Source organism: Microcoleus sp. D2_18a_B4, assembly GCF_036702475.1.
Lineage (GTDB): Bacteria > Cyanobacteriota > Cyanobacteriia > Cyanobacteriales > Microcoleaceae > Microcoleus.
Genome location: NZ_JAUBTL010000075.1, coordinates 1 through 22,187, shown reverse-complemented (window position 1 = coordinate 22,187; position 22,187 = coordinate 1). Strand labels below are relative to the sequence as shown.

Below are 22,187 nucleotides of genomic sequence, written 5' to 3'. Positions count from 1 at the left end.
ACTTTTTGCGTCGAGAAGCCCGTTTTTTGACAGTGGGATAGCATGGTGCCACCGTCCGTACCCTTCCTTTTTCCCAACCGGGGGATTTTCCCCTATGTTTAGGGATTTTTGTGGGAGTACCAATGTCAACTAAAAGCGAAAACATTGATTGGGCAACACGTCCAGGGGTTAAATTGATAGTAGCAGATTGCCCCTTGGAAGTCTATTCTCGATTACTAAATCTCTGGCCAGCCAGAGTTGCCAACTCATCAATGGCATTAAATCACTCCAACGCTCGGATTGTTCAGGGGTTCTCAAATTAGGCAATGTCCAATGTAATCGTTGCTTGGCTCTCCCGATACCAATGATCCACTCCAAAACGTCGTAAATATTTGAACCAGACTGTTTCGCTTGGGGAGAGTTCGTTCTCCCACCCAAGCTAACCATAAGGGTGGAAATGGCTGACCATTTGACATGGGCTTCATTCTTTCTACCAGGATTAAATTGACTTTTTGTCCCGGTGCACGATAAAAATGTAAGTCAATCCATTGTCTAACTCGGACTTGTCCCAAATCTGGATGTTCATCAATTTCAATTGCAGTATCCGCTTGAAGCCATGTGTTTGGGTCGCCCGGTCTCATTTTTTGCCCGTGTTTGGGTGGTCTGCCGCGACCACTATAAGCTGGTGGTGCTGACCACAAGCAGGCATTCTTTCGGACTCTCATTAAACAATCAGCAAGAATGTCCGCTTGCGTTAGCGCCAGTACCCAACAAGCATTCCCATATTCAGCATCTAAAACTGCTAAAACCGGGTTGACACTCTGTTCACAAACCAGTTTGAGTTGGGAAGCTGCTTGAAGTATGGGTGAAGACCCGCTACTAATTCTTTCATGAAGTAGGGGTAATGCCCAACTTCCTTGAGCTTCAGGTATCCAGGCAATGGTACTGTACCCCTGTCCAACAATTACACCCCTTTGATATTCATGGGTTCTATCTTTTAACGTTTTGGCATCTCGTCGAGCCCATGCAGTGTGGTCGATTGCTACTAATATGTGTTCTGTTGGGGGTGCTTCTTTCTGTAATTGCTCTCCATACAACTCCATCAGTTTTTTTCGGTCTGGTCTACAGTCTTGTAAGGCTTCATAGACGCTCTTGCATTGACGCTTGAATAATGGATTGAGCGAAAATTCTGCTAAACACGACGCATTCGGAGTGGTCATCACTGCATCCATCAGCTCGAATGTTGCATCCTTGGCTTTCAGTAATAAATCGTATGCTGCTCCCAGGAAAGTCCTTTAATCGTTCAGTGTTCATTTAAGGAGTGGATAGGTTTTCTTTTTCACCCTCATTCTCTCCTGGCGCGGTGGCTCTAGTTCTTCTTTTGCCACCGTTCTCATCTTTGGTTAGTCTAAACTACAGTAAAAATAGAAAAAACCGATCGCGGTCTGGTCAACAAAGCTTTAGATCAACTAAAGGTAGCGGATTTTAAAGTATTGGGAGTAGTAGCTAATGGGGTTAAATAACGAAGGCTGAAATGAAGTTAGATAGCGAAAGGAAGAAGTAAGACAATTTTGGATTTTGGAATTTTAGTTAGCGAGAGGTATTAACTTACTAGATAGGGGTTTGGAGTTAGCCTATATAGCAATCCTTGCAGGAGTCGTAAATTTTTTACCCCACCCCAACCCTCAGAGCGGGTTCGGGGAGTCCGTAAGAAATTCACAAATGATGTGAGGATTGCTATAGTGGGATTCTTTTTGGAAACTGGTATAAGAAGTTGATATAAAATGCAAAATAAGTAAATCAACTTAGGAGCGCGAATTAAATAACTTACAATTTTAATTGTTATTGTGGGATGGGCGTCCCGCCCGTCCCACTTTCAAGAGTGGAAGTTATTTAATTCTCATTCCTTAATTAAACGTAAAACGATCGCACTCTTAAGCTAATACGCATTTAAATTGCATGGTAAAATAAATTTTCCTTCTTCTGGGGAGTAGGGGTTGGGCATCTTCCCCGCCCTCAACATACAATTTAAATGCACAAAAGCTTACAACCTCGACTTCTTTAATAAGTCGGGGTTGTAATTAGATCAAGACTTAAGAAAGAGTCTTTCTAGCACGTTCCGATCGCTCTTCTGCGGTATCCATAACATCCGCCATTTTATCCACCATTTCCCCTGGGTAATTTTCTAGTACCCGAGTAGAAAGTGAAATTCGGCCACGACTTTCATCGAGGTCAACCACGATCGCTTTCAGGGGTTGACCGGGAGCAAACACCTTTCCAAGGTTATCAATATATTTTTGGCTAACTTGCTTGATGTGCAGCAAACCGCTAACTCCTTCCAAGTCCACAAACACGCCAAAAGGCTTGATGCTGCTGACTTTTCCTTCCACCAACTGACCAATTTGCAAGTCCTTGAAAGCATTGGATTGAGTGGCCATCCGCTGGGAAAGTACGAGTTTTTCTCGTTCGCGATCGACCTCCAAAAAATTAACGCTCAAAGATTGACCGATCAGCGATTCTAGGTTATCGCGATCGACTAAGTGCGATCGGGGAATAAAGCCGCGCATTCCCTGAACATCTACAGTCACGCCGCCCTTATTTGCCCCAGAAACCCGCACCTGAAGAACTTTACCGGTTTCCTGCAATTCAACTAAATCTTCCCAAGCTTGCTGAATTTGTAACTGCCGCAGAGACAAAGTAACTTGGCCATCTGCATCTTGTTCGCGGATAATCAAAAAGTCCCGTTCCTCGTCCAGCGGAACCACTTCCGACAAATCCGTTACTGTTCTCAAAGCAGCCTCTTCGATCGGCAAAAAAGCCGAAGACTTGCCGCCGATATCAACATACGCGCCGTTTGAGTCGTACTCGAACACTTTGCCGCGCACTACTTGTCCCTTCTGGAACTCATAATTGTGCTGTTCGAGGGCTTTAGCAAAATCATCCATTGAAAAGGATGCTTTTGCGCTTTGAGAACCTGTAGATTTGGAATTCATGTCAGTTTAGTTGTCAGTTGTCAGTAATTTAGTTGGCAGTCGTCAGTAGAAAAAATTTTCCCACTCTCCCCATCTCCCTATCTCCCCATCTCCCACTCTCTAGGCTGGTTGAAGTTGCTGATGAAATAGCTGCTTCACCTGCATCCACGAGTCGGCTGCTGCCGTAGCGTCGTAACTGCCGCGGTGGTCGCAGAAGAAGCCGTGATCGGCATTGTAGCGGAAAATTTGGTGAGAAATACTGTGTTTTTGCAATTCTGCGGCGATTTGGTCAACTTGTTCTAAGGGAATGCTGGGGTCTTGAGTGCCAAAAAAGGCGTAGAGAGTGCCTTTAATGTCTGCTGTGCGGGCGATCGTGGGGGTGCCGCCGCCGGGGGTTTGGGTGGCGATACCGGCGCCGTAGAACGACGCTGTAGCCTTGATTTCGTGCAAAGTAGCGGCAAGGTAGGCGACGTGCCCTCCAAAGCAGAAACCGATGCAGCCAAAACCTTCTGGTTTGACTGAGGGTAGAGTTTTGAGGTACTCGATGGTGGCTTGGATATCGCCCAGAAGTTCGGAAGCGGTGGTTTTTTCTTTGTATTCTCTGCCGATTTGGATAGCTTCGGGTGTGTAGCCGGTTTCAAAGCCGGGGGCTTGACGCTGGTAAATGGCTGGGGCGATCGCCACATATCCTTCTTTTGCTATTCTTTCAGTAACTTCCCGGATGTGCGAGTTGACGCCAAAGATTTCTTGAATCACGATAACTGCGGGAAATTGCCCTGGGGAGGTTGGCTGGGCTAGGTATGCAGCTATTTGCAAATCCCCGTTAGGAACTGTGATGTTTTTGGTGCTAATTTCGGCTTTTGTCATAGGTTGTTTTAAGGTAAATGCCACTCTACTGATTTTAAGTTAATTTGGGGATTTTGTATGCAATTTGCCAATAACATTTTTCGGAACCGCGAAGCACAAATACCGCAAATATGGCAGGTAAAATTCGCTTATTGTTGAAGGTTTAGGTTTCGCTGAATAAGTTGTGGCAAATCACTCCTAGCAATTAATTGGGATTCAATTTCGGTAAAAGATAAGTTGTGGTCTGTGATTTTCTAAAGCATAGATTTTGATAAGTCTACGACTTGGCAGCTTTTATATGGCTTTTTCGTTAGAAATTAGAGATAAGTGTCTAAGTCGTTAGCTGTTGAATATGAGCTAATTTTTTTTGATATATCGGAGTTGTTTTTTAATCGCTTTGCTTTCTGGTTGGCGGAATCGTTTGAGGAGATTGATTCCGGCTAGGACTCAAGTCTAAGTTACGATCGCCCCGCCGAACAAAGTCATCCAACCAGTTGAGGAGATTGATTCCGGCTAGGACTCAAGTCTAAGTTACGATCGCCACGCCGAACAAAGTCATCCAACCAGTTGAGGAGATTGATTCCGGCTAGGACTCAAGTCTAAGTTACGATCGCCCCGCCGAACAAAGTCATGCAACCAGTTGAGGAGATTGATTCCGGTTAGGACTCAAGTCTAAGTTACGATCGCCACGCCGAAGAAAGTCATCTAACCCAAGGAAGACAGTATTTGGTTTTTTCCGCTGTGCGCTTGCTGTCAGGGTAAGATCGAAGGTATTGGTGGCGTAGAGCCCTTGATCGCAGAATATTTTTTGCTGAGTTTGCGTCTATGGGTAGGTGTGAAAATCGGAGTATCAAATTTTTCGGCTCAAACTCATGTGTAGCAAGAGTTTGATGCCCCTAGTGTGAAAACAAGATAGACGCAAAGTCTGAAAGCTTTACAGGATAAGGTTTTGGAGGGAATATGGAAAATCGGGTATTGACAAGCCGAAGGCTGGAATGGTACTTTTATTTTAGATGGACGCAACTGCACGTTGAAAACCAAATACACCAAGGCTTCTGGAACGGGCGGCCGGAAAAAACCTAAAACCCTATCAGGGATTGAAACATTGAGAAACTCAAGCTAAAAATTAAACACTACAAGGGCCGGAAAAAACCTAAAACCCTATCAGGGATTGAAACGCGAAATCTAAAAGCTTTGGCTCGATCACTTCGTTGGCCGGAAAAAACCTAAAACCCTATCAGGGATTGAAACAACCTAAGCCTGAAGTTATTGAGGCTGTCGCTGAGCCGGAAAAAACCTAAAACCCTATCAGGGATTGAAACCACAAAGATGCTACTTCCTCGGACAGGAGAAGACGCCGGAAAAAACCTAAAACCCTATCAGGGATTGAAACCATAAGTGCGATCGCCTCAATGACTAATAACTAAGCCGGAAAAAACCTAAAACCCTATCAGGGATTGAAACGTCTGTGGGATTGCCATTAATTAGCACTCCGACGCCGGAAAAAACCTAAAACCCTATCAGGGATTGAAACTCTTACGACTCTTTGTACTCGTAGTGATTGTAAGCCGGAAAAAACCTAAAACCCTATCAGGGATTGAAACTAGGAAGGCGTGGAGGCTTACTAAGCAGGTACTGCCGGAAAAAACCTAAAACCCTATCAGGGATTGAAACGCCACGAATAGGCGCATCTTCATCCATTTTTCAATCCGCCGGAAAAAACCTAAAACCCTATCAGGGATTGAAACAAATTCATTACAATCCGAATTTGACCTAATCAAAACGGCCGGAAAAAACCTAAAACCCTATCAGGGATTGAAACCACCAACTCCCACGCCCGGACGGAACAAAACCCGCCGGAAAAAACCTAAAACCCTATCAGGGATTGAAACGCAGGAATTGAACCTGATTTCAGCACAAGAAGTCGGCCGGAAAAAACCTAAAACCCTATCAGGGATTGAAACCTGGTGTATCAAAGACTTGCAGTTCTGGCCGCAATTCGCCGGAAAAAACCTAAAACCCTATCAGGGATTGAAACCCTGGGGCCTCCGGTGCTGATACACCGACCCGCGCCGGAAAAAACCTAAAACCCTATCAGGGATTGAAACTCCCCGACGTACTCAGAGCAATTCGAGAATTGCGCCGGAAAAAACCTAAAACCCTATCAGGGATTGAAACCCAGAAATCCTCCCATTTTGGCTTTATCACTTTCGTTAAGCCGGAAAAAACCTAAAACCCTATCAGGGATTGAAACAAGCTTTCATTATTAAGGACGACACGGAAAGAGAATGCCGGAAAAAACCTAAAACCCTATCAGGGATTGAAACATGCTGGAAAAAGAAGTACGGGAACTGCAATCAAGCCGGAAAAAACCTAAAACCCTATCAGGGATTGAAACTGCGCCGAGGAAATTCGCAGGGAATGGCACGAGGCCGGAAAAAACCTAAAACCCTATCAGGGATTGAAACACCATTGCCAGCTCCGGCTGATATGGTGGAAAGGCCGGAAAAAACCTAAAACCCTATCAGGGATTGAAACTTAATACCCTCCAATGTAATTTCAGAAGAAACTCGGCCGGAAAAAACCTAAAACCCTATCAGGGATTGAAACTGAAGCAGCATAATGAAAAATAACTGGGAAGGTATGCGCCGGAAAAAACCTAAAACCCTATCAGGGATTGAAACACAGAAAGATGGCTGGTAAGTTACATAAGAAGTACAGCCGGAAAAAACCTAAAACCCTATCAGGGATTGAAACAACCGCTGGGGCAAGTGGATAGCTGCTACGGTAGTGCCGGAAAAAACCTAAAACCCTATCAGGGATTGAAACTGGGTATATGAGGAAGTTTTACCTTCAATTGAAGAGCCGGAAAAAACCTAAAACCCTATCAGGGATTGAAACGGACGCATTGCAGCTACCGGGCGATTCTCTATATGCCGGAAAAAACCTAAAACCCTATCAGGGATTGAAACGCGCCCGAAACTTTGTTAGTAATACTATCGTAAAGCCGGAAAAAACCTAAAACCCTATCAGGGATTGAAACTAATGACATCAAAGTCACATAATACTGAGGTACGCCAAAGCCGGAAAAAACCTAAAACCCTATCAGGGATTGAAACTCCAGTAATCCTCCACAATTAGGTGGCGGTGTTTCGCCGGAAAAAACCTAAAACCCTATCAGGGATTGAAACGTGGTAAGCTTTCGAGGCGCTTGAGCGCTCGATAAAGCCGGAAAAAACCTAAAACCCTATCAGGGATTGAAACAAATTTACTGCTTGAAAAATCTTCTGTTTCTGCTCCTGCCGGAAAAAACCTAAAACCCTATCAGGGATTGAAACATTTCTGCTCGCTCTAATTCTCTTGATAAAATTGAGCCGGAAAAAACCTAAAACCCTATCAGGGATTGAAACTTTTGGGGCACTAGCCTAACTCAGGCTGCTATCGCCGGAAAAAACCTAAAACCCTATCAGGGATTGAAACTTATCAATTTTCTTTTCTCTTTCAAGTTGCTGAGCGCCGGAAAAAACCTAAAACCCTATCAGGGATTGAAACAAATCCCTCGGCAACTACGAAAACTGCAAATTGGGCCGGAAAAAACCTAAAACCCTATCAGGGATTGAAACAAATCAAAACTGTTACTTGGAGCTAAAGGCGGCTTTCGCCGGAAAAAACCTAAAACCCTATCAGGGATTGAAACACCACCAATTGCAAGCAAGAACTGAAATTCTCGATGTTTCAAGCCGGAAAAAACCTAAAACCCTATCAGGGATTGAAACGTAAGTCTGCGCTTTGGATTCAGCCCAAACACGCGCCGGAAAAAACCTAAAACCCTATCAGGGATTGAAACATCAATTCCATATCATTGTGGAGATTATCTACCGCCGGAAAAAACCTAAAACCCTATCAGGGATTGAAACGAATTCTTGTTAGGAAAAAAGTTTTTATTGTATGCCGGAAAAAACCTAAAACCCTATCAGGGATTGAAACTGAATTTTAGTTAATAAATGATGGGGGAATCCCCGCCGGAAAAAACCTAAAACCCTATCAGGGATTGAAACCTTTGTAAGAGGTTTATTGATTAATAATGAATCGCCGGAAAAAACCTAAAACCCTATCAGGGATTGAAACATGAGAGGTATTCTATCTCTCAACTACAAGCTATAATGCCGGAAAAAACCTAAAACCCTATCAGGGATTGAAACGCAGCGGCCAAAATCAGCATACCCGCCCCAGGCTGCCGGGCCGGAAAAAACCTAAAACCCTATCAGGGATTGAAACTTCTAAAACAGACTGCTGTTTTTTTTCAAAGGCCGGAAAAAACCTAAAACCCTATCAGGGATTGAAACCTGAGTTTTAACCGAAGTGCCTGGATAATTTCATCGCCGGAAAAAACCTAAAACCCTATCAGGGATTGAAACTATCCAGTCTCCGGTGTAGTTCTGAAAGCCTTTCCCGGTCGGAAAAAACCTAAAACCCTATCAGGGATTGAAACTTACCCGGAGATTCAGTTGGTATCGCTTGACGCGCCGGAAAAAACCTAAAACCCTATCAGGGATTGAAACCAAAGCGCACAACTCAGAAACACGCAAACCCGCATAGTGCCGGAAAAAACCTAAAACCCTATCAGGGATTGAAACGTTGGCGCTCTCATTGGTAGCGCTGATCTAAAAGCCGGAAAAAACCTAAAACCCTATCAGGGATTGAAACAGCCACTTGCCCGCCTATCCGACCTTAACGAGCGCCGGAAAAAACCTAAAACCCTATCAGGGATTGAAACAAAACTTTTGTTCTTGCTTCATGCTGATCGGCTCCGCCGGAAAAAACCTAAAACCCTATCAGGGATTGAAACGGCGGGGTAGGTTAGTAGGGATGCACTGGCGGTCGGCCGGAAAAAACCTAAAACCCTATCAGGGATTGAAACCTTTCTCGATTCACTCTCACAGGTAGGACAGTTAGGGCCGGAAAAAACCTAAAACCCTATCAGGGATTGAAACTTGATATTTTTCCACCGCAGCCCGATCGCCTCGGGCCGGAAAAAACCTAAAACCCTATCAGGGATTGAAACTTGTATTGCTGAAACTTTACCCACCAATTACAAAAATCGCCGGAAAAAACCTAAAACCCTATCAGGGATTGAAACTCATGAGTCGGCAACAGGATTTTATTAAAAAGAATGCCGGAAAAAACCTAAAACCCTATCAGGGATTGAAACTCGTGGATGAATGACACGGGGCAATTTTCGAGCCGCCGGAAAAAACCTAAAACCCTATCAGGGATTGAAACAGAAAGATGTCATCTGTGTCTCGTTCGCAGGTTAAGCCGGAAAAAACCTAAAACCCTATCAGGGATTGAAACCCCTACTGGTTGCCGGAACATCTCAGACCACTCCGCCGGAAAAAACCTAAAACCCTATCAGGGATTGAAACAATTTAATGCTGCGAGATTTTCGCACCAATTTAGCCGGAAAAAACCTAAAACCCTATCAGGGATTGAAACATCGCACCTTTGAAACTTACTGCCAAAGTGAGTGCCGGAAAAAACCTAAAACCCTATCAGGGATTGAAACAATAATCCATGTGCCGTACCATTTCCAGTTACTCGGCTGCATGCCGGAAAAAACCTAAAACCCTATCAGGGATTGAAACGTTGAACAAACTCCACCGCGCTTGGTTTGCTCGAGCCGGAAAAAACCTAAAACCCTATCAGGGATTGAAACATTGGGCGCTGCTAGCTCCCAGGGGTTTCGGCGGTGATTGAGCCGGAAAAAACCTAAAACCCTATCAGGGATTGAAACAAGAAAAGCCCACGCCGACGGGCCATCAAAATCGCCGGAAAAAACCTAAAACCCTATCAGGGATTGAAACTCCTTCCCTTCTCCGGGGCGCGTTCCCTCTGGGCTTTTTCGCCGGAAAAAACCTAAAACCCTATCAGGGATTGAAACAATCAGGCAACTCTGACAGGAACGCGGCTATCCAAAGCCGAAAACAACCTAAAACCCTATCAGGGATTGAAACTATGGGTCAAGCTAGTTAGCGCTTGAATGGCAAGTGTACGCCGAAAACAACCTAAAACCCTATCAGGGATTGAAACGCCAAATCCCTTCAAGATTGTTGCGAGAATATTGAAGCCGAAAACAACCTAAAACCCTATCAGGGATTGAAACTTGTATCTTCCGAGCGAATCTTCCTGCCAATCTGGCCGAAAACAACCTAAAACCCTATCAGGGATTGAAACATTGGTGTAGAGCCAGGATAGGCGATGAGTGCAGACGGCCGAAAACAACCTAAAACCCTATCAGGGATTGAAACAACCCCTAAAGCATACTACTTTTAATACTACTTTTGCCGGAAAAAACCTAAAACCCTATCAGGGATTGAAACCCAGCACTTCCTACACTCTCGCCACACTCTCGTAGCCGGAAAAAACCTAAAACCCTATCAGGGATTGAAACCTTTTATACTATGGCAAGTGAACTAAAAAATCAAGCGCCGGAAAAAACCTAAAACCCTATCAGGGATTGAAACATAGAAGCAAAAGCGAAACTGGTTGCGCTTTTGCCAGAGCCGGAAAAAACCTATTTCCCCATCTAGGGCTTGAAAGACCCAAACTACAAAATTATTGGCTCAAAAATAGACCTCTCCTCTCTCTTTCTATCTCCTCCCATAACCTCAAGCAATCGATCGACTACGCGCCTCCAAGTAAAATTTTCAGCCACAAAAGCCGGGCCCGCAACCCTCGCTTTCGCAGCCAATCCAGGCTGTTCGATCGCCCTTTGCATCAAATCAGTCAAATGTTCCCACTCAGGAGCTAATATAAATAAGGTTTCCCCGTCACTTACCACACTCATAAATTTACTTTCAATCCGCAGTGCAAAGTCCGATCGCGTAAAATCATCTGTAGGGCCGCCCGCCGTGCAAATAACCGGCAAACCGCAAGCTGCAGCTTCCAACACCGGCAGATTAAAACCTTCTGCCAAATAGGGAGAAACATAAACATCTGCTGCTTGGTAAAACTCAGCTATTTGAGCAAAAGATAGCTGGCTACCAGTATAAATTAATCTTGGTAAAACCCTCGCTCTTTCCGCATCGTTGAGCACAACTCGGCAGGCTTGGGCAATCTCGTCTCTCGACGGATAAAGCAGTTCAGAACCTTTTAAAACTAATCTCGCATCGGGATATTTGTCAACTACCGCAGCGAAGGCTTTTAATAAAGGGCGAATACCTTTGCGATCGGTTTGTCCTCCGATGTTTAAAAATATAAAATAGTTTGACCAGCCCAAGCTTTGGCGCAGTGATTGACGCCGATCGCCCGCAGCAGGATAATAAATCTGAGGATCGACTCCCAAAGGTACAACGGCAATGCGATCGGCCTCAACTCCGCTGCGAATTAAGCCGGCTTTTGACCACGCCGACGGTGTAATAATTTTCGTTTCTGAGTTAACCGGAGTTTGGGCGATCGACTTAACACCCATCGCCTGTAATACTGAACTCGTAACAATCCCCCATTCTGTGGCTGCAAATACCCAAGTTTGAGCGCTGCTGGATGCCGAGAAGTCCCACGGGCAGTACATTCGCAGGGTAACATCCGCTGACTGATTTACCCCAGGGCTCTTAATGCTGCGAAGTAATGTTTCATTTGGGCGATCGAATAAACTAATTTTCGTCTCCCAAGCTGGGTCAATGTAGGGCATATCGCGGTGGAAAAGCTCAATTTGTCCTCGCGGGCGAGCGAGCATTTCCAGCAGTTGAAATTGATTGGCTACGCAATAGGAATGATAAATAAAACGCCAGCCTTCAACAATAATCTGCAATTCAAAACTCCCGCTTTTGGAATTAAAAATTCACCTAATAATCAGCAACTGGTAATTAGTAATTAGCTAGCAAAAATTACCAATTACCAATTACCAGAAAGAAGAGGTTTACAGCCAGAACCCCGATCAGGAGAAATTAAAAGAAGACTGTTCATTACTCCAATCCTCTTCCTTCCAGGTAGATGTCGGTATCCCAGGTCAACTGTCAACTGTCAACTGTCAACTGTCAACTGTCAACTGTCAACTGTCAACTGAACAATTCCTTACTTAATCACTTGCCAATCCATAATCCGCCATTGTCCCTCTTGACGGATCAAGTCGTAGCGCACCCGCAGGTTTTCATTGCGCGAAGAAACGAGTTGAGAACGATCGAACACTTCGGCTTTTTCCGAGACTTGTGCTTCTACTTGGGCGCGATCGGGATTAGTCGGATTTGTGGTAACTCCATTAACTTGCAGCTTGTGTACATAACGCTGGTGCGCGTTGTTACGCTGTTGAGCTTCTGCCATCAATTGCCAGCGAGACAAAGCCGGTTCTGTGAGAACTCGCCTTAATTCTTCGACAGCGTGATTGGGGCCCAAAGCCGCTGCTTTCGCCGATAGCCAGCCTTGAACTAAGTCTTTTGCTGCTACCTCATTGATTTCTCCCGACACTGCGCCTGCAGCGCTCGGCTCTGGGGCCGCGGCCACGGCAGGGATTTCCAGCGGCGGTTCTTCCAGGCGGACGAGGGCTTGCTCTCCTTGGAGGGGGCCCGATAGGGCTTGCATCGCGCTAGCCAAGAGACTGAGTATTAACCACAAAAGTAACAGGCTCACGACACCTGCGACTAGAAACAAAGCCAGCCTGTTTGGAGGCATGGACTTGACTTGGGCGGTAATTTCTGCTGCCTTGGTGCGCGCTCGATCGGCAAAATCGCCCTTTAGCCCTTTGCCGGTTGCTCCGCTTCGCCCTGAATGTTGGCGTCTGCGATGTTTGGAAGTCGATTCTGCTGGGTGTGGCACTGTCGCTATCGGGATAGACACGGGGGCAACAGCGCTAGGCGCGGCCACCGTTGCCTGGGATTTCGCGCCCGAAGCTGCGGTGGAAGCGTCGCCCGGTACGGGGGTCAAGGTGACTGTACTGGCTCCCTGCTTGGCTGTGGGTGGCTGTGCCGGTATGGCAGCGGGCGATCGGCCTGCTGTCGGTTGCAGTCGCCCTGGCTGCTTGCCGGCGCGGGGCTGCACGACGACCCATTCGTTGGCGGTTTCTGCGTCCTGTGGCAAAGCTTCTAGGTAAGCTTGTACTTTCGGGTCAGCAAAGTAGTCTTTCAAGGACACTGACTCGTTGGCCAAGTCGCGGAAGTGGGGAAACACTTCTTCTTGTAGCCAATGTTCGGCGTACAAGCACAATCCGGGCAACAAGTCGGGTGAATCTTGGGAATGTTCGCGAATGAAGGCCAGGGGTTCTTTTTCCGAACTCAGTTCGAGGGCTCTGCTGGCTTCTTCTGTTTGGCCCAGCAGCAGGGAACAGACGGCTTTTTCCAGGTGAACGTCTTGGCGGCGACCGAGCTGCATCAGCATCAGCTTGGCGCGACGGATCATCGATGGCTGTCTGGCGGCAAATCCTTGGGCTAACAGGGTGTAGACCGAGAGGTAAGTGGCGACTGCGGAGGGGCGGCCGGCTTCGGCTTCAAATAGCGCCTGCTGCTCGCTGCTGGTTAGGTGTTTACGCATTTGCTGCACGAACCGGAGGAAGTCTTCTATTCCTAAACCGGATCGATCGTCTCCCGAACCGTCGATACCGCCTCGTTCTTGAAGCATTTCTCGCAGGATTTCCAGTCCCTTGCGACGCTCGGCGACTTTTTCTTCGGGAAGCGATAATAGCTCTAAAATGTTGTACGGACGGAGTTTGTATATGTCGGCTTGCATTTCACCCCTCACGCTTGCAAATAGGCTTTCGCGCAGCAGCAATTCTTGACCTGCTTCTAATGATTTTGCGGCATTTTCGTACTGACCTTGCTGCCACTGTTCGCGGCCGAGTTCTAGACAGGCAAGGCTGACGGTTAAAACTATATCTGGCCTCACGAGCTGAGGGTCGCCGAAACGACCTTCTGCGATCGCGATGCTGCCATTGTTAAGATACGGGCGACCCAGCTTCTGTACGAGTTCGTATTCTCCCAGTTCTTGCAGTATGAGCAGGGCTCCTACGAATTGGTTGTCATCGATTTCAATACTTGGAGTGTGGGGGTCGGGAGCAGCCTCTAAAGCCTTGGACTCTGCCGGAGCGGTTTCTCCTGCGTCTTGCAGGAAGGTGGCCGGGCCTGCTGAGGTTTTTGACCTCTGGTGCTTGGCTTCCTGTGCGGCTTCCGACTCTCGATCGTAAGTTTTGGCTAAAAAACTGGCATCGTAAGCTTTGCGCCCCTCTGAGTCTGACAGAACGGCGCAGGCTTCATCGAGCAGTTGTTTGCGGGCGACGATCGCAACTTCGGAATACTCCCTGCGCGGAAGCTGTAAAGTTCGATCGCGGTGAGCCTGCTGCAACTGTTCGGCAGTAGCTTGAATCGGTAGACCCAAAATCCGGTAGTAATCTAGTGGAATTAACACTGTCCACTTCCCCAAAGCGCTAGCAACTGAATTAGCCTATCTTAAGTGAGATACTCCCGCAAACCAAATCAAAAATTCTGGTGTTGGCTTCCAACCACCTAATTCACGGTATGTTGGAGTTACCGTAGAGATCCTCTGATTTTTTTCCCTCTACAGCGTTTTACAGTGAGGAAAATGGAAAGCCCCACTGCCCCTGAGCTAAATGAGTTGTTTGACTCTTGAGCATTTTCGGGTTTGAGAGTAATGGAATTATATCATTGGTTGGCATGGGGTTTGGATGGGAGTTGGTTCTCCGAGTCCGGGCAATCCGCCCCGATGGCCAAACTCATTTTAACAATTGGTGAAGTGCTGCACAGCAAAGGTGCGATCGTTTTCTGCTGCGGTTGTGTCCCATCTCGGTTTAAATTTAGATGTCTAGGAAGCCGATCGTCGGGTATTAATTATTTATGGTTCAGGAACGGACTTTACCAGTTTTTGACGCGCAAAGCGTAACCATTTCTCGGGATGAGGGCTTGATGCTCTACGAGGATATGGTCTTGGGGCGCTATTTTGAGGACAAGTGTGCTGAGATGTACTACCGGGGCAAAATGTTTGGTTTTGTCCACTTGTACAACGGTCAGGAAGCTGTGTCTACTGGCGTGATTCGATCGATGCGCCGGGATGACACTGATTACGTCAGCAGCACCTACCGCGATCACGTTCACGCTTTGAGCGCGGGCGTCCCGGCGCGGGAGGTAATGGCGGAGTTGTTCGGGAAGGAAACTGGTTGCTCGAAAGGCCGCGGCGGTTCGATGCACATGTTTTCGGCGGAACACCGACTGTTGGGAGGTTATGCTTTTGTGGCTGAGGGGATTCCTGTAGCTACGGGGGCGGCTTTTCAATCGAAGTACCGCCGCGAAGCTTTGGGGGATGAGAGTTCCGATGGCGTGACTGCTTGTTTTTTTGGCGATGGTGCTGCAAATAACGGGCAGTTTTTTGAGTGTTTGAACATGGCGGCTTTGTGGAAGTTGCCGATTATTTATGTTGTGGAAAACAACAAATGGGCGATCGGGATGGCCCACGAGCGAGCTACTTCTGACCCGCTGATTTACAAGAAGGCTCATGCTTTTGGCATGGCTGGTTTTGAGGTTGATGGGATGGATGTTTTGGCGGTGCGGGAAGTGGCGAAGGAAGCTGTGGCGCGGGCGCGAGCCGGCGAGGGGCCGACTTTGATTGAGGCTTTGACTTATCGCTTTCGCGGCCATTCTTTGGCCGATCCTGATGAGTTGCGTTCTAAGGAAGAGAAGGAATATTGGTTCCCCCGCGATCCGATTAAGAAGTTGGCTGCTGAGTTGATCGATCGAACTTTGGCGACTGCTGAAGAATTGAAAGAGATCGATAATAAAATTCAAGCAGTAATTGACGATGCAGTGGATTTTGCTGAGAAAAGTGCCGAGCCAGATCCTAGCGAATTGTATCGGTTTATCTATGCAGAAGATGAGTAAGCTGTTGTGCATTTAACTTGTATGTTTAGGGCGGGCAGGATGCCCAACCCCTACTCCCCACAAGAGTGATATATCCCCGTAGGGACACGGCGAAAGCCTTTGTCCCTACTGCACTTCCTAAACCAGAAATACGCTGTAATATCAAATCCGTTAGCATCGGAATAGTAAATCCGAGTTCACTGTTCACTGTTCACTGTTCACTGTTCACTGTTCACTGTTCACGGCGTCAACAGTCAACCGTCAACCGTCAACATAATTACGGTGTAACCGGAAATGATATAAGACTTACGTACAAACTTTACTTGTAGGGTGTGCAGTGCGAACCTTACAACCATCAATTACGACTAGAATCAAAGGTAGACTGTCTAGACGAAAAGAGGCGATATGATAAATCTCGATCGCGATCTAACTCAAGCCAGCAAAAATATGGGTGCAGTTCGAGCCAAAGTCAAGCTAACGAATGCCATTGATGAAGAGTTAGTCAAGAGAGGATTGCTCAATCCAAATCTGTTGCGCGTGTACGAAGCAGAAGCACTGATAGATACTGGTGCAGTACGCACAGCTATTCCTGTAGAAGTCTGCGAACACCTCGGCTTAAGAATTCGGAGTCAAGAAATAGCAAAATATGCCGATGGCAGACAAGAAACAGTGGGATTAACAGGGCCTGTTATCATTGAAATAGAAGGGCGCGAGACAATTGAGGCGGCAATGGTTTTAGGCGATATGGTGCTAATCGGTCAAACTGTGTTAGAAACTTTAGATTTGCTAGTAGATTGCAAAAATCAGCGTCTAGTTCCCAATCCCGAAAATCCCGAAAGACCTGTATTGAGAGTTTAATACTCCATCCCGCTTAAATACCTCCTTGATTTATGGGGTTTCAACCGCCTTGAACCTTTCTTAGTATTAATTAATTAAATAGCTAAAATATATCGTGTTATATAAATATATAATTCAGTTATTAAATTCGTATTAAATTGTTGGATAGCTGATGGTAGTTGGTAATGATTAAACTCAAAACTTGAATATGTGGCTGCAAAGTCCGTCAAGAAACTTAGGGTTTAATTATTGCGAAATAAATCGACAGAAAAAGGTAAGGCTCGGCTCGCCGGAACCTGTGGAATTAAATTTTTTTGATATTGATTTTCATGAACGCTTAATGATACCGCAACTGCGGTATAGCGGTTCTCAAGCGTTGTGAGGTATGGGGGCTTTGTCCTATACCTATGCCCTATGCCCACGGAGGCCTATGCCCTATGAGAACCTCATGTTACTGAGACAGGCTATATAACATTTTATACCAGGTGTCAACTCCCGCAAACTACCGCAAGATTACCCGATCGCCCATCCTGTATATCGCAGCAAATGCAGCGCCACCCCCAACCCGCAAATCTCCCTTGCAGAAAGTAGCACAAACGTGATACGGTATAAGCTTGTGTCCAAATAACACCAGTTCATGCCAAAACTCAAAACTCGCAAAGCAGCCGCAAAGCGCTTTAGAGCGACCGGCAGCGGTAAAATTGTGCGCCGTAAAGCTTACAAAAGCCACTTGCTACAGCACAAAAGTTCAGCTCGCAAAAGCCGTCTATCTAAGCTGGTCGTCATCGACGAAACCAACGATGCTAACGTGCGGTTAATGCTTCCATACTTGTAAAGTTTAACGGAAATTAAAGATGACACGGGTAAAACGCGGTAATGTCGCCAGAGCGCGCCGCAAAAAAATTCTCAAATTAGCCAAGGGTTTCCGAGGCGCACAGTCGAAACAGTTCCGCACAGCTAACCAACGGGTGATGCAGGCCCTGCGTAACGGTTATCGCGATCGCAAAAAACGCAAACGTGATTTCCGCCGCCTGTGGATTGCTCGGATCAATGCCGCATCGCGCCAGCACGGCACGAGCTACAGCAGACTGATCGGCAACATGAAAAAAGCCAACATCGAAATCAACCGCAAAATGCTGGCACAAATGGCGATCATTGACCCGGCAACATTCGGTAAAGTGGTGGAAATGGCTAATCGAGCCGGAGCCTGAAATTTAGCTGGATTTTCAGAATGCACAAAGCAGAAGTAAGAAAGATTTAACTGTCTGCCAGAGAAGGAAAACTCCTGATGAATTTAGGAGGTTGAGACTAACTTTCCTTCTTTGTTCTTACTTCTGGATTTTTGCTTTTTCAGAAATCGCGATCGGGCCGGTCGATCGCTATTTCCTTGTTTTTTATACAGTTACAGAGGCAAATCTCAGAGATTGCTAGCGCCTTAAAATAAATAAAACCTTCCACAGACATACCTAAATTTAAGAAAAACATGGATAGTAATTTGCTCATTGTTTACCTGACAGTCCTGCTCGCTATACTCGGCAGCAGTTCCTGGTTTGTGGTGCGCCAGATTCTCAAAACTCGGAAGCTGGAAATGTCTCTGGAACGCTTAGAAAATAAGCTGACAGTAGAAAAAGGAACAGCACAGGAATACTACGAATTAGGAAGTATCTATCTAGATAAGAAGCTTTACTCCCAGGCGATCGTACTGTTTCAAAAAGCCCTGAAAGCCAAAGACTTAGAAGGCGAAGAAAATCAAGCTGTTATATACAACGCCCTCGGTTTTGCACACTTCGGCCAAGAACAGTACGACATCGCGATCCGCCAGTACAAAGAAGCTCTGAAGTTGCAGCCAGAATACGTTACATCTCTCAATAATCTGGGTCACGCCTACGAGCGCAAGAAATTAACCGCTCAAGCCTTGGAAATGTACGAACAAGCTCTCGCCTGCGAGCCAGACAATACCACGGCCAAACAGCGAGTAGAGTCTCTTCGGAAACGTTTGGTAATCTATAATTGAGCGCCCCTGTTAGGAGCAATAGAGATCCCGCAAACCTGGTTTCATTCAGAAACCGGGTTTTTTCTTAACATAGTCCAAGATACTAAACTATCCAACACATTAATGCGTTAGTTTTTAAGAACAGGAATTCCAAGTGAAGCTCGATCACACACCGTCCCAGCACTTTAAATTACTGTCAAAATAAAAGCAGTACCTGCAACGCCGGTCAGTCCTAAACAATAGAAGGAGGAGAACGTAGTGACATCAATTCTCGTTGTCGAAGATTCGTGGTTGACTCGCAGGGTAATCTGCAAAATCCTGCGAGCAGAAGGATACGAGACTTGGGAAGCATCCAGCGGCCCAGAAGCTCTAGAACTGCTCGGCACTAAAACCCCAAACTGTATGCTATTAGACCTGCTGATGCCGGAAATGGAAGGTAGGGAAGTCCTGCAAGCCATGCGCGATCGAGGATATAAAATTCCAGTGATCGTAATTACCGCAGACATCCAAGCAAGCACCCGCTCCGAGTGCATGGAACTCGGAGCCCTGGCAGTCATTCACAAAATGCCCAACTCAGACGAACTAATCGGGTGGATCAAAAAAGCTCTTAGTGTCAGCGAGGAGAGCACACAATGAAATTAAGCACTCGACAGCTCGATGCTTTGCAGGAACTCGTCAACATCGGGATCGGTCAAGCCGCAGGGGTTTTGAACGACATGATCGACTCCCCGATTCGCTTGCAAATCCCCTACCTTCAAATCCTGACTCCCATCGACGTGGAAGAAGAGTTAGAGCAACACCTCAACGGCGAGCAAATCGCCGCTGTCCAGCTCAAATTCACAGGCTCCTTTGGAGGCATTGCCCAGCTAGTCTTTCCCACAAACAGCGCTGCCCTGCTGGTGACAATGCTTACAGGGGAAGAAGCTGGAACTCAGGATCTCGATTCAGTCAAAATTGGTACGCTAAGTGAAGTGGGAAATATTGTAATTAATGGGGTCATGGGTGCAATCAGCAACGTACTTCAGCAGCGCCTGAACTATTCAATTCCCACTTATAGTGAAGGGACGATTGCTAGTTTGCTGATATCTGGCGGTTTAGCTACTGATACAGTTGTTTTATTAGCCCAGACCAGTTTCATGATTGAAAGGCTTCACATTGAAGGAGATATCATTCTTATTTTCAATGTTAATTCCTTTGACACCTTGTTGACTGCTATCAATCAACTTGCCGGGGGTCTATGATTGAGGAGAGCAAAAGTATTAAGGAAAAGTTTGGGGTTCTCGACAGCGTACCAGTCGGCGCCTGCTTGCTGCAAGATGATTTTGTGGTGCTGTTTTGGAACACTTGTCTGGAAGAGTGGACTAAAATTCCCCGCAGCCAAATATTGGGAACAAAGATCACAACCCATTTTCCTCACCTGAGTCAGTTAAAGTACGCCACTCGCTTCAAGCAAATCTTTGCAGGAGGCCCGCCAACAATTTTTTCTTCTCAAATTCACAAACACCTGATTCCGGCAACTTGGCAAGACGGCCAGCAGCGAATTCAGCAAACTACTGTGACTGCTGTGCCGGCACTGGAGGCTGGCATTGAAGAACAGGAGATTAGAGACTGGATTCTCCATACTCTTGAGTTGGAACCAGACGGTACTGTCGGCTCCCGATCATCAAGAAGTGCTTTTTTGTCTAGGGAATCTCCACCCTCAGCTTCGTCATCAATATGGCCGGGGGTCAATGCCCCATCGTTCTACGCGCTGCTGGTGATTCAAGACGTGACCGACCTCACCCATCGCATCCAAGCTTACCGCACAATGCGGGATCAAGCTGTGGAAGAAGTGCAAGTGCGTCAGCGGGTGGAGGAAGAATTGCGATCGAGCCAGCATTTCATCCAGCAAATTGCTGACGCGGCGCCTTATTTGCTCTACATCTACGATTTGACCGAACAGCGCAACGTCTACGTCAACGGTCAAGCTTCTAAATTGCTGGGCTACACTCCCCAAGAAATTTTACAGATGCAAACTGCTTTGTACTCCAGTTTGGTGTACCCAGAAGATTTGCCGAGGCTCAAAGCCCACCAGAAAAAATTTCCCTCGACTCAAGACGGGCATATTTTGGAGTTGGAGTATCGGCTCAAACATCGATCGGGCGAATGGCGCTGGTTTCGCTGCCGCGACCAAGTTTTCGCCCGCACAGCCGACGGCTGCCCCAAACAAATTTTCGGCACCGCTCAAGATATCACCGAGTACAAACGGGCACAAGAGGCGCTGCGGCAGCAGAACGAACGAGAACTGCTGATGGCGACGATTACTCAGCATATCCGCCAGTCTCTGGATTTGGGTGAAGTGCTCAGCACGACAGTGACAGAAGTGCGTCAGTTCCTTCAGGCTGATCGAGTGATGATCGTCCGCTTCAACCCCTGTACGGGCAGTGTCTGCGCCACCCCGGCGACGGGGGCGGTAACAGTGGAATCCGTAGCTGCCAACTGCAAGCCGATGTTGGGAGAAACCCTGGAAAAATTCTGTTTTGACCAGTTCTATCTCGAAGCGTACCAACATCGGGCGATCCGACCGATCGCCGATGTTTTGGCAGCGGATTTGCCGCAATATCAAATTGACTTGCTCGCACAATTCGCGGTGAGAGCTTATTTGGTTGTGCCTTTAGTGCAAGGAGATGAGTTGTGGGGGCTGCTGATGGCCCACCAGTGCAGTCCCCGGCAGTGGATGCAGTTGGAAGTAGAGTTGCTGTCTTCTCTGGCCACCCAGTTGGCGATCGCCATCAAGCAAGCAGAACTCTACCAGCAGTTGCAAGCAGCCAACCTCAAGTTAGAGCGCTTGGCTACTTCGGACGCACTCACGCAGCTAGCAAACCGCCGGCGGTTCGATCAGTATTTAGAAATGGAGTGGCGTAGACAAGCGCGGGAACAAACGCCCATGTCCCTGATTCTCTGCGATATTGATTCTTTTAAAAGTTACAACGATACTTACGGGCATCAAGGCGGGGATGAATGTTTGCGACAAGTCGCCGGGGCGATCGCCAATGCAGTCAATCGCCCCGCCGATTTAGTAGCTCGCTACGGAGGCGAAGAATTTGCCGTTATTTTGCCAAATACCTCGATTCAAGGCGCAGTGATCGTAGCCGAACACATACAGCTCACAATCGCAGCTTTGCAGCTTCCGCACGCTGGTTCTCAGGTGAGCGAGTACGTCACTCTCAGCCTGGGCGTAGCGAGTATTGTTCCTGGATCTGAATCGGGAGCCGAAATTCTGATTGCCGCAGCCGACCAAGCCCTGTATCAAGCTAAACGACTTGGGCGCGATCGTATCCAACTTTACCAGCCCGATCCTGCTGGCAAGGCGAATGGCACAGGCACTTCGATACTTCCTGTAGATTTTTCTCTCCCAAACACTAATTTACCATCTCCCACAAGCGCTTGACAAATTGCCATATTTGTGAATTCTGAGTATTTATAGCACTCCACAAAAAAAATGCCACTGTAAGCCCGTGAGCCAAACCCTGATATCCCTCTTCTGTCACTCTGCGGATTAAAGAAGTAAGAAATAAGCCAGCTCATATATAAAAATAAAAGGGTTGGAATTGATTTATTGGATCAATTAAATCGTTGAACCCAATCAGTGACATCACTCCGACCTGAAGGTACGGAGCTTCTAAGAATCACTTCTTAGATTTCCTAGTTGTTCCCTTGCGGGTT

Annotated in this window: 13 protein-coding genes and 1 CRISPR repeat array; of the genes, 8 read left to right on the top strand and 5 right to left on the bottom strand. The window is 46.8% G+C overall.

What is annotated here, in order from left to right:
• Positions 1-293: 293 nt before the first annotated feature.
• The 5 genes from QUB04_RS28900 to QUB04_RS28880 all read right to left on the bottom strand — a co-directional run bounded on the left by QUB04_RS28900 (position 294) and on the right by QUB04_RS28880 (position 14,189).
• Positions 294-1,241, bottom strand: a complete 948-nt coding sequence (locus tag QUB04_RS28900) for a transposase (protein ID WP_333289832.1) — start codon at positions 1,239-1,241, stop codon at positions 294-296.
• Between the two features lie 831 nt (positions 1,242-2,072).
• Positions 2,073-2,972, bottom strand: a complete 900-nt coding sequence (locus tag QUB04_RS28895) for a S1 RNA-binding domain-containing protein (protein ID WP_333081864.1) — start codon at positions 2,970-2,972, stop codon at positions 2,073-2,075.
• 99 nt (positions 2,973-3,071) lie between these two features.
• Positions 3,072-3,818: a dienelactone hydrolase family protein gene (locus tag QUB04_RS28890; protein WP_333145835.1), complete on the bottom strand. Its 747-nt coding sequence runs from the start codon at positions 3,816-3,818 to the stop codon at positions 3,072-3,074.
• A 1,046-nt stretch (positions 3,819-4,864) separates the two neighbouring features.
• Positions 4,865-10,321: a CRISPR direct-repeat array (repeat unit 37 nt; unit sequence GCCGGAAAAAACCTAAAACCCTATCAGGGATTGAAAC).
• A gap of 83 nt (positions 10,322-10,404) precedes the next feature.
• Positions 10,405-11,607: a glycosyltransferase family 4 protein gene (locus QUB04_RS28885; protein WP_333289823.1), complete on the bottom strand. Its 1,203-nt coding sequence runs from the start codon at positions 11,605-11,607 to the stop codon at positions 10,405-10,407.
• Between the two features lie 263 nt (positions 11,608-11,870).
• Positions 11,871-14,189 (bottom strand): IMS domain-containing protein, encoded by a 2,319-nt coding sequence (locus QUB04_RS28880; protein WP_333147128.1) that lies wholly within the window; start codon positions 14,187-14,189, stop codon positions 11,871-11,873.
• A gap of 446 nt (positions 14,190-14,635) precedes the next feature.
• Between QUB04_RS28880 and pdhA the strand changes: the two genes are divergently transcribed.
• The 8 genes from pdhA (at position 14,636) to QUB04_RS28840 (ending at position 21,912) form a co-directional block, all read left to right on the top strand.
• Complete coding sequence (gene pdhA / locus QUB04_RS28875; protein ID WP_333147130.1) at positions 14,636-15,673, top strand: pyruvate dehydrogenase (acetyl-transferring) E1 component subunit alpha; 1,038 nt, start codon at positions 14,636-14,638, stop codon at positions 15,671-15,673.
• Positions 15,674-16,057: 384 nt separating this feature from the next.
• Positions 16,058-16,510: a retroviral-like aspartic protease family protein gene (locus tag QUB04_RS28870; protein WP_333289821.1), complete on the top strand. Its 453-nt coding sequence runs from the start codon at positions 16,058-16,060 to the stop codon at positions 16,508-16,510.
• 616 nt (positions 16,511-17,126) lie between these two features.
• Positions 17,127-17,324: a 50S ribosomal protein L35 gene (rpmI, locus tag QUB04_RS28865; protein WP_006634164.1), complete on the top strand. Its 198-nt coding sequence runs from the start codon at positions 17,127-17,129 to the stop codon at positions 17,322-17,324.
• A gap of 19 nt (positions 17,325-17,343) precedes the next feature.
• Entirely contained in the window at positions 17,344-17,700 is a 357-nt protein-coding gene (gene rplT / locus QUB04_RS28860; RefSeq protein WP_006634165.1) for a 50S ribosomal protein L20, read from the top strand.
• Positions 17,701-17,972: 272 nt separating this feature from the next.
• Complete coding sequence (locus QUB04_RS28855) at positions 17,973-18,503, top strand: tetratricopeptide repeat protein (RefSeq protein WP_333289819.1); 531 nt, start codon at positions 17,973-17,975, stop codon at positions 18,501-18,503.
• A gap of 237 nt (positions 18,504-18,740) precedes the next feature.
• Positions 18,741-19,118, top strand: coding sequence for a response regulator (locus QUB04_RS28850; protein ID WP_333164983.1), 378 nt, complete (start codon positions 18,741-18,743; stop codon positions 19,116-19,118).
• Positions 19,115-19,723, top strand: a complete 609-nt coding sequence (locus QUB04_RS28845; protein ID WP_333109043.1) for a chemotaxis protein CheC — start codon at positions 19,115-19,117, stop codon at positions 19,721-19,723. Before QUB04_RS28850 ends, QUB04_RS28845 begins: the two co-directional genes overlap by 4 nt.
• Positions 19,720-21,912 carry a diguanylate cyclase domain-containing protein gene (locus tag QUB04_RS28840; protein WP_333289817.1) on the top strand — a complete coding sequence of 731 codons (2,193 nt, stop codon included), beginning with the start codon at positions 19,720-19,722 and terminating at the stop codon, positions 21,910-21,912. The genes QUB04_RS28845 and QUB04_RS28840 overlap by 4 nt, the downstream gene beginning before the upstream one ends.
• The last annotated feature ends 275 nt before the right edge of the window (positions 21,913-22,187 follow it).